The 9,003-nt window shown below is 74.6% G+C and carries 8 protein-coding genes; 2 read left to right on the top strand and 6 right to left on the bottom strand.

Going from position 1 to position 9,003, the window contains the following annotated elements; all coding sequences use genetic code 11:
- Positions 1-70: 70 nt before the first annotated feature.
- From ABZ493_RS16745 to ABZ493_RS16725, 5 genes are all read right to left on the bottom strand, one after another.
- Positions 71-1,780: an AMP-binding protein gene (locus ABZ493_RS16745; protein ID WP_430583284.1), complete on the bottom strand. Its 1,710-nt coding sequence runs from the start codon at positions 1,778-1,780 to the stop codon at positions 71-73.
- Between the two features lie 47 nt (positions 1,781-1,827).
- On the bottom strand, positions 1,828-3,045 hold the full coding sequence (locus tag ABZ493_RS16740; RefSeq protein ID WP_430583283.1) for an acyl-CoA dehydrogenase family protein: 1,218 nt from the start codon (positions 3,043-3,045) through the stop codon (positions 1,828-1,830).
- A 2-nt stretch (positions 3,046-3,047) separates the two neighbouring features.
- Complete coding sequence (locus ABZ493_RS16735) at positions 3,048-4,196, bottom strand: phosphotransferase family protein (protein ID WP_430583282.1); 1,149 nt, start codon at positions 4,194-4,196, stop codon at positions 3,048-3,050.
- A gap of 127 nt (positions 4,197-4,323) precedes the next feature.
- Entirely contained in the window at positions 4,324-4,722 is a 399-nt protein-coding gene (locus ABZ493_RS16730) for a thioesterase family protein (RefSeq protein ID WP_430583281.1), read from the bottom strand.
- A gap of 35 nt (positions 4,723-4,757) precedes the next feature.
- On the bottom strand, positions 4,758-5,513 hold the full coding sequence (locus ABZ493_RS16725; protein ID WP_430583280.1) for a QsdR family transcriptional regulator: 756 nt from the start codon (positions 5,511-5,513) through the stop codon (positions 4,758-4,760).
- A gap of 99 nt (positions 5,514-5,612) precedes the next feature.
- Between ABZ493_RS16725 and ABZ493_RS16720 the strand changes: the two genes are divergently transcribed.
- Together ABZ493_RS16720 and ABZ493_RS16715 are read left to right on the top strand one after the other, a co-directional pair.
- A complete protein-coding gene (locus tag ABZ493_RS16720) occupies positions 5,613-6,824 on the top strand; it encodes an acyl-CoA dehydrogenase family protein (protein ID WP_430583279.1) in 1,212 nt (403 codons plus the stop codon).
- 88 nt (positions 6,825-6,912) lie between these two features.
- A complete protein-coding gene (locus ABZ493_RS16715; protein WP_430583278.1) occupies positions 6,913-8,139 on the top strand; it encodes an acetyl-CoA C-acetyltransferase in 1,227 nt (408 codons plus the stop codon).
- Between the two features lie 11 nt (positions 8,140-8,150).
- Here the strand turns inward: ABZ493_RS16715 and ABZ493_RS16710 are convergent, their stop codons facing one another.
- On the bottom strand, positions 8,151-8,996 hold the full coding sequence (locus ABZ493_RS16710; RefSeq protein ID WP_430583277.1) for a helix-turn-helix transcriptional regulator: 846 nt from the start codon (positions 8,994-8,996) through the stop codon (positions 8,151-8,153).
- Positions 8,997-9,003: the final 7 nt, after the last annotated feature.

Genomic DNA, 9,003 nt, shown 5'->3' with positions numbered 1-9,003 from the left:
AACCCGCGAGATAGAGAGGGGGTGGACCAGGATCGGTCCACCCCCTCTCCATCTCGCGGGTTTCCCCTCTCTATCTCGCGGAGGTGGGGGCCGGTGCCACGGGGGCGAACCGGCCGGGCAGCTCGCGCTTGAGGATCTTGCCGCTCGGGCCGAGGGGGAGCTCGTCCACCACGTGCACGACGCGGGGGTACTTGAACGCGGCCACGCGCTCGCGGATCCAGGTGACGAGCGCGTCGGCGTCGATGGTGCGCCCGTCGGCGGGCACGACGGCGGCGTGGATCTCCTGACCATGCAGCGGGTCGGTGACGCCGAAGACGGCGGCCAGCGCGACGTCGGGGTGGGAGATCAGCGTCGCCTCCACCTCGGTGGGATACACGTTGTACCCGTTGCGGATGATCATGTCCTTCTTGCGGTCGGTGATCGCGAGGATGCCGTCGGCGTCGAGGGTGCCGAGGTCGCCGGTGCGGAACCAGCCGTCGACGACGGCCGCGGCGTCGGCGTCCGGGCGCCCCAGGTAGCCCTTGAGCAGGTTGTGCCCGCGCACCACGATCTCGCCGAGCGCGCCCGGCTCCGTCAGCAGGTGCACCTCGTGGTCGATCACGGCGTCCGCGACGGCGACGTCCACGCCCCACATCGGGCGGCCCACGGTGCCGGGCCGGATCGGCTCGAACACCGTGTTGAACGAGACGCTGGGGGACGTCTCCGTGAGGCCGTACCCCTCGTGCACCTCGGCGCCGTAGGCGGAGGCGAACTCCTCGAGCACGCTCACCGGCAGGGCCGCGCCGCCCGACACGGCATACCGCAGCGGCGGCCGGGCGTCGCTGCGGCGGGCGGCCTCCAGCATCCCGACGAACATCGTCGGCACGGCGGTGAACACCGTGGCCCGGTGCGCGACGAGGAGCTCGAGCGCCTGGTCCGGGTCGAACCGGGGCAGCAGCACCACCGACGCCCCGACGCGGAACGCGCAGTTCATCACCGCCATCTGGCCGAACGCGTGGAACAGGGGCAGGCCGCCGAAGACGACGTCGTCGTGCCGCAGGTCGAAGGAGTCGATGAGCGAGCAGTGCACCTGCTCCACCGCAGCCAGGTGGGAACCGACGGCGCCCTTGGGCAGCCCGGTGGTGCCGCTCGTGTAGAGGATGGTCGCGGCGGCGGTGGGGTGCACCGGCGTGTGCCGCACGACCGGGGTCGCCGCGACGGCCTCGTCCTCGAGGCGGGGGAGCACCGGGCCGCCCTGATCGGCGGCGGGGGCGAGGACCGTCAGCACGGGGACGCCCGCGCGCTCGGCAGCGGGGGCGGCCTCGGCGAGCATCGGCGCGGCCGCGACCACGACGTCGGCCCGGCTGTCGCGCAGCACGAACTCGATCTCGCCGGCCCGGAACAGCAGGTGGATCGGGACGACGACGGCGCCCAGCGTGAGCGCGGCGTAGTAGACGCGCGCGAAGTCGGGCACGTTCGGCACGACCATCGCCACGCGGGAGCCGCGTCCGATCCCGCGCGCCGCGAGGGCGCCGGCGTAGGCGCGGGTCTGGTCCCACAGCTCGCCGTAGGAGGTGGTGGTCCCCGCGAAGTGCAGGGCCGGGTAGTCGGGATGGCGTCGCGCCGTCTCCGCCAGCAGCGACGCCGCCGAGAGCGTCCCGAAGCCGGGGCCGTCGACGGCGTCGTCGGTGACGTCGTCGGTGACGTCGTCGGTGACGTGGTCGGTGACGTGGTCGGCGGTGGCGCGGGCTGGTCCGGGGGAGCCGGTGGCGGGGGCGCCGGGGTCGGGGATGGTGGTCATGTCCGGTCCTTTCGTCGTCGTCGATCGTGGACGGAGGTGGGTGGGGCTCAGGGGCGGAGCTCGGCCCGCCCGAGGGAGCTCAGGTGCACCTCGTCGGGGCCGTCGGCGAGGCGCAGGGCGCGGGCCGCGGCGAACATCTCCGCGAGAGGCTGGTCGCCCGACAGCCCGGCGGCGCCGAAGAGCTGCATCGCACGGTCGAGGACCGCCTGGACCGCGCGCGGCACGGCGATCTTGATGGCCTGGATCTCGCGCATGGCCTGCCGGTTGCCGACCGTGTCCATGAGCCACGCGGTCTTGAGGACGAGCAGGCGGAGCGCCTCGATCTCGACCCGGGAGGTCGCGACCCACTCGCGCACGACGCCCTGCTCGGCCAGCGGGCGGCCGAACGCGGTGCGCTCGCGGGCCCGCTCCGCGGCGAGCGCCAGCGCCCGCTCGGCCATGCCGAGGGCGCGCATGCAGTGGTGGATGCGGCCCGGCCCGAGGCGTGCCTGGGCGATGGCGAACCCCTCGCCCGCGCCGCCCAGCAGGTTCGCGGCGGGCACGCGGGCGTCGTCGAAGACGATCTCGGCGTGCCCGCCGTGGTCGCGGTCGTCGTAGCCGAACACGGTCAGGGGGCGCACGACCGTCACGCCGGGGGTGTCGCGCGGCACGAGCACCATCGACTGCTGCCGGTGGCGGGGCGCGTCGGGGTCGGTCTTGCCCATGACGACGAGCAGCGTCGCGCCGGGGTTCATCGCGCCGGTCGACCACCACTTGCGGCCGGTGATCACGAGGTCGTCGCCGTCGCGCCGGATGCGGGTGCCGACCTGCGAGGCGTCGCTGGAGGCCACGCCCGGCTCGGTCATGCAGAACGCGGACCGGATGCGCGCGTCGAGCAGCGGGTCGAGCCACTCGCGCTGCTGGTCGGGCGTGCCGAAGTGCGCGAGCAGCTCCATGTTGCCGGTGTCGGGCGCCGCGCAGTTGAACGCGGCCGGGCCCAGCCGGGGGCTCCAGCCGGTGAGCTCGGCCAGCGGCGCGTACTGGAGGTTCGTGAGGCCGGCGCCGCGGTCACCGGCGGGCCCGTCGCTCGGGAGGAACAGGTTCCACAGGCCCTGCTCGCGCGCGGCGGCCTGCAGGTCGCGCACCACGGGCGGCGGGGACCAGTCGTCCGGGGCGGCCGCGAGCTGCGCGTCGAGCACCGGCTCCGCCGGCAGCACGCGCTCGTCGAGGAACGCGCGGACCCGGTCGGTGAGCTCGGCGGTGCGGGCGTCGGGGGCGAAGTCCATGGTCAGGCCCTCCCGGCGGGCGTCGTGGGCGGTGTCGTGCTCGACGGCGTGGTCGGCGTCGTCGACGGCAGGTGTGCGAGACCGTCCTCGGCCAGCGGGGCGACGAGCGCGCCGATCCGGTCGAAGCCGTCGCCCACCGTCTCGCCCGCCCGGTAGCGGTAGTGGATCCCCTCGAGGATCACGGCGAGCTTGTACGCCGCGAACGCGCGGTACCAGGCCAGGTCGGGCGGCGCGGTGCCCGACCGTGCGGCGTAGGCGTCGACGAGCTCCGCGAACTCCGGGTAGCCCGCGCCCGGGACGACGGCGCTCAGCGCGCCGTTGTCGTCGGCGCCGTCCGGGGAGCCGTCCGCGCCGGTGAGGCCGCGGATGTCCCAGTACAGGCCGAGCATGCCGAGGTCGACCAGGGGGTCGCCGAGCGTCGCCATCTCCCAGTCGAGGACGGCGGCGACGCGGGGGGCGTCGGGCGGCCCGACGACGATCGCGTTGTCGAGGCGGTAGTCGCCGTGCACGATGCCGGTGCGCCCGCCCGAGTCGGGGACGCTCGCGGCGAGCCGGTCCTGCAGCGCGTCGAGGCGGGGCTGGGGGCGGGAGCGGGAGGCGTCGTACTGGCGCCGCCAGGTGGCGACCTGGCGGTCGAGGTAGCCGTCGGGGCGGCCGAAGTCCGCGAGCCCGACGGCGGCCGGGTCGACGGCGTGCAGGTCGGCGAGCACCTGCGCGAGCTCGAGTCCGAGGGCGTGGAGGCCGCCGGTCGTGAAGGCGGCGTTCTGCCCCGGCCGGGACAGCACCGTGCCTGCCACGTGCTCCATGACGAAGAAGACGGTGCCCGTGACCTCGGCCCGGTCGGTGTCGTCGACGACGTCGACGGTGCGGGGCACCGGCACGGGGCTGTCCGCGAGGGCGGTGACGACCCGGTGCTCGCGCCGCATGTCGTGCGCGGTGGACAGCACGTGACCCAGCGGGGGGCGCCGCACGACGAGCGGCACGCGGGCCCCGTCGACCCGGTAGGTGAGGTTGCTGCGGCCGCCGGCGATCACGCTCGCGGTGAGCTCGGTGCCGGCGCTCTCGCCGGGACCGCCGCCGGCGAGCTCGGGGTGCTCCCGCTCCAGCCATTGCCGCAGCCCTGCGGTGTCCAGTCCGGGCACGTCGGTCATCGATGACCACCTTCCGTCGACCCGGCTCGTCCCGGGGCTCGCGGCGAGCATACCGCGCAGTCGGTATGTGGAGCGACCATGCCTCCCGTCGCGTGCCGAACAGGCGGGTGGGGGCGTCGCCGCGGGGTCAGTCGAGGGTGGCGACCGCCTCGCGGATGCCGTCCGGCACGGGCACCGGGCGTCGGGTCTGCTCGTCGACGAACACGTGCGTGAACCGCCCGACCGCGATCGGCTCGTCGCCGCCCGCGCGCAGCACGTGCAGGTCCCAGGTGAGGCTGGTGCGCCCCAGGCGCTCCACGCCGATCCCCACCTCGAGCTCCTCGGGATACGACGCCGGGGCGCGGAACTCGCACGACGACGCGACGCACAGCCCGATCACGTCGCCGCGGGGGTCGAGCCCGCCGTGGGCGATCATCCACGCGTTCACGGCGGTGTCCATCGCGGCGTAGTACACGGTGTTGTTGACGTGGCCGTACTGGTCGTTGTCGTTCCAGCGCAGGGGGAACGGGTGACGGGCGCGGGGCATCGGTGCTCCTGGGGTCTCTGGGGTGGGGCGACGGCTCAGGCGGGGGTCGGCGGTACTCGCAGCAGGTGCCGGAACGCGACGGCGGCGCGGTCCGCCTCGGGCGCCTCGCCCGTGATCAGGTCGGCGTAGGTGAACGACTCGGAGACGCGCACCAGCAGGTAGGCGAGGGACGCCGGGTCGATGCCGCCGTCGCCCTCGCCGCCTTCGCCTGCGCCGTCGTCGAACGGGTGGTCGCCGATCTCGGTGCGGACCAGCCACTCGCACGTGGCGAGGAAGCGGTGCTGGATGGGGCTGGCCTTCGTGGTCAGCAGCCGCAGGGCGCGGGCGGGCTCCTTGGCGAGGAAGTCGCGGAAGTAGGGGGCGGTGATGAGGTCGCCCGCAAAGCGCGTGAGGAGGTCGGCGACCCGCGCCGCCCCGCGCTCGGACGCCGTCGCGCGATCGGCCTGGACCAGGGTGGGCACGGCCAGCGACCAGAGCACCTCGGTGAGCAACGCGTCGCGATTGCCGACCCAGCGGAACACGGAGGTGCGGTCCACCCCCAGGCTCGCGGCGAGGGAGCCCATGTCGAGGCGCCGGCCGGCGATGAACGTCTCGCGCGCGAGGTCGAACGCGCGCCGGGCGTCGGCGTGGGCGCCGGGGGCCAGGCGCAGGGACAGTGGCGTGGGCGCGGCCTCGAGGCCGACGGCCGCGACGGGCGCGTCGTGGTGCCCGCCGTCCGGCGCGGCGTCGCGCGCGTCGGCATGCAGCTCGGCATGCAGGTCGGTCGAGGTGCTGGTGGCGCTGTCCGGCATGCCCGCAGCCTAGTGCGGCGGGCCGAGATTCGTGCAACATCTTGGAAAATGATGCACGCGGGTGCACACTGGTCGCGTTCGACGACGATCGGAGCAACGATGACGTTCACCGCCCCGGCCCCCGACGTGGCCACCGTCCCCGCCCTGCTGGACGCCGACTTCTACGGCTTCCAGGGCCTGCTGTCTCCCCGCGAGCAGGAGGCGGCGCTCGCCGTACGCGAGTTCATGGAGCGCGAGGTGCGCCCCCTCGCCGACGACTACTGGGAGCGCGCGGAGTGCCCCGTGCACCTGTTCAAGCCCTTCGCCGAGCTGGGCACGGTGGGCGCGGCGTGGCCCGAGTGCGCGCCGTTCGAGAGCTCGGCCGTGTTCCGCGGCTGGATCGGCATGGAGCTGGCCCGCGTGGACTCCTCCTTCTGCACCTTCATCGGCGTGTCCTCGGGGCTCGCGATGAGCGCCATCGGGCTCGGCGGCTCGCCCGAGCAGCGCGCGCAGTGGCTGCCGCCCATGGCGAGCGGCGACCTCATCGGGGCGTTCGGCCTCACCGAGCCGCTGTCCGGCTCGGACACCGCCAAGGGCCTGCGCACCACCGCCACCCGCCACGGCGACACCTGGACGCTGCACGGCGCCAAGCGCTGGATCGGCAACGCGACCTTCGCCGACGTCGTCGTGATCTGGGCCAAGGACACCGCGGACGACCAGGTCAAGGGCTTCCTCGTGCGGAAGGGGACGCCGGGCTTCACCGCGACGAAGATCGAGCGCAAGCAGTCGCTACGGATCGTGCAGAACGCGGACATCGAGCTCGACGGCGTCCAGGTCGCGGAGGCCGACCGGCTGCAGCGCATCGACAGCTTCCGCGACGTCGCCCAGGTGCTGCGCGTCACCCGCGACGGCGTGGCCTGGCAGTCGCTCGGCACGATGATCGGCGCGTACGAGGCGGCCGTCGCGTACACGAGGCAGCGCGAGCAGTTCGGGCACCCGATCGCCAGCTACCAGCTGATCCAGGACAAGCTCGCCACCGCGCTCGCCAACGTCACCGCGAGCCTGGCCGTGTGCGTGCGGGTGTCCCAGCTGCAGGACGCCGGGACGCAGCGCGACGCGCACGCCGCGATGGCCAAGTCGTTCGTCACCACCCGCATGCGCGAGACCGTCGCCCTCGCCCGCGAGGCCTGCGGGGGCAACGGCATCACCCTCGACACCGGCGTCGCGCGGTACTTCGCCGACGCCGAGGCCGTGTACACGTTCGAGGGCACCCGGGACATGAACAACCTCATCGTCGGGCGCGAGATCACCGGCCACGCGGCGTTCGTCTGAGCCCGTCCGTCAGCGCCGCGCACCCCCTCGCACCACCGACCCGCACCGCTCTCCACCGACCCGCTCCGACCTCGCAAGGAGACACGACATGACCGAGGCGTACATCGTCGCCACCGCGCGCTCGCCGATCGGCCGCGCGCACAAGGGCTCGCTCAAGGACGTCCGCGCCGACGACCTCGCCGCGCGGATGGTCTCCGCGGCCGTCGCGCAGGTGCCCGGGCTCGACCCGGCCCGCATCGACGACCTGCTGCTGGGCTGCGGGCTGCCCGGCGGCAGGCAGGGCATGAACATGGCCCGCGTCGTGGCGGTCCTGAACGGCTGGGACTCCGTGCCCGGCACCACCGTGACCCGCTACTGCTCCTCCAGCCTGCAGACCACGCGCATGGCGTTCCACGCCATCAAGGCGGGGGAGGGCGACGTCTTCGTCTCCGCCGGGGTCGAGTCGGTGAGCGGCATGGCCGTCGGGTCGAGCGACGAGATCCCCGGGGTCGACCTCACGAACCCGCGCTTCGCCGACGCGCTGGAGCGCACCGCGAAGCGCGCCGTCGGCGGCGCCGGGACGTGGACGGACCCGCGTGCCGACGGCGGCCTGCCGGACGCCTACATCGCGATGGGCCAGACGGCGGAGAACGTCGCGGACCTGCGCGGCATCTCGCGCCGCGACCAGGACGAGTTCGCGGCGCGCAGCCAGCAGCGCGCCGAGGCGGCGATCGCGGACGGCTTCTGGGCGCGGGACATCACGCCCGTCACGCTCGACGACGGGACCGTGGTGTCCGCGGACGACGGCCCGCGCCCCGGGACGACGGTCGAGAAGCTCGCGACCCTCGACCCGGTGTTCCGCCCCGACGGCACGGTCACGGCGGGCAACGCGTGCCCGCTCAACGACGGGGCCGCCGCCGTCGTCGTGGTCTCCGACCGAGTGGTCGAGGAGCTCGGCCTCACGCCGCTCGCCCGCGTCGTGTCGACCGGCGTCACGGGCCTGTCGCCCGAGATCATGGGCCTCGGCCCGGTCGAGGCGAGCCGGCAGGCGCTCGGCCGCGCCGGCCTCGGGATCGACGACATGGACCTCGTCGAGATCAACGAGGCGTTCGCCGCGCAGGTCATCGCGTCGGCCCTCGAGCTGGGCATCGAGGACGAGCGGCTGAACGTGCACGGCGGCGCCATCGCCGTCGGGCACCCGTTCGGCATGACCGGCGCCCGCATCACGTCGACGCTCATCAACGGGCTCGAGGTGTCCGGCGGCCGCTACGGCCTGGAGACGATGTGCGTCGGCGGCGGGCAGGGCATGGCGATGGTGCTGGAGCGCGTCGCGTAGACCGACGACCCTCACCCCACGAACGCCTGCGTGCCCAGGACGACGGCGAGCGCGAGCCGCTCGGCGTCGTCGGTGTCGGGCTCGGCCCCGTAGACCATGACCCGCAGGTCGTCGCCCGCGACGACCAGCGTGTCGCAGTCGAGGGTGAGGCGCCCGACCGCGGGGTGGTCGACGACCTTGCGTCGGGACGGGACGTCGCGGCGCGCGACCTCGGCCGACTCCCAGAGCTCGACGAACCGCGGGCTCAGTGTGCCCAGCTCGGCCACGAGCCGCCGCACGCGGGGGTCGGCGGGGTAGCGCGCCGCCGTCAGGCGCAGGTCGCCGACCAGGCCGGCGACGAGGTCGGCGTACTCGTCGGCGGTGTGCACGACGCGCGAACCCGGCCCGACGAGGTGGCGCCACAGCGCGTTGCGCTCGATGCCGCGCCACGCCGTCGTCGCTCCGAGCAGGGCGTCGTACGCCGCGTTGGCCGTGACGAGCGTCCACGTCGCGTCGTAGACGGCGACCGGGCTGTCCGCCAGGCGGTCCAGCAGCCGCTGCACGCTGGGCGGGATCCGCGTCGGGACCACGCCGGTGCCCGGCACCGGGAGGCCCCCGAGGCGGAACAGGAGCTCCCGCTCGGGGTCCGTCAGGCGCAGCGCCCGCGCGAGCGCCTCGGCGACCTGTGCCGACGGCGACGTGGCGCGGCCCTGCTCGAGGCGCGTGAGGTAGTCCACCGAGATGCCGGCCCGGTCCGCCAGCTCCTCGCGGCGCAGCCCGGGCGCCCGCCGTCGCGCGCCGACGGGTACGCCCGCCGCGTCCGGGGTGACGCGGTCGCGCCAGCGGCGCACCGCCCGGCCGAGCTCCGTGGATCCCACGCGTCGA

The sequence above is a fragment of the Isoptericola sp. NPDC019482 genome (genome assembly GCF_040632295.1).
Lineage (GTDB): Bacteria > Actinomycetota > Actinomycetes > Actinomycetales > Cellulomonadaceae > Isoptericola.
This window is presented reverse-complemented; position numbering and strand designations above follow the sequence as displayed.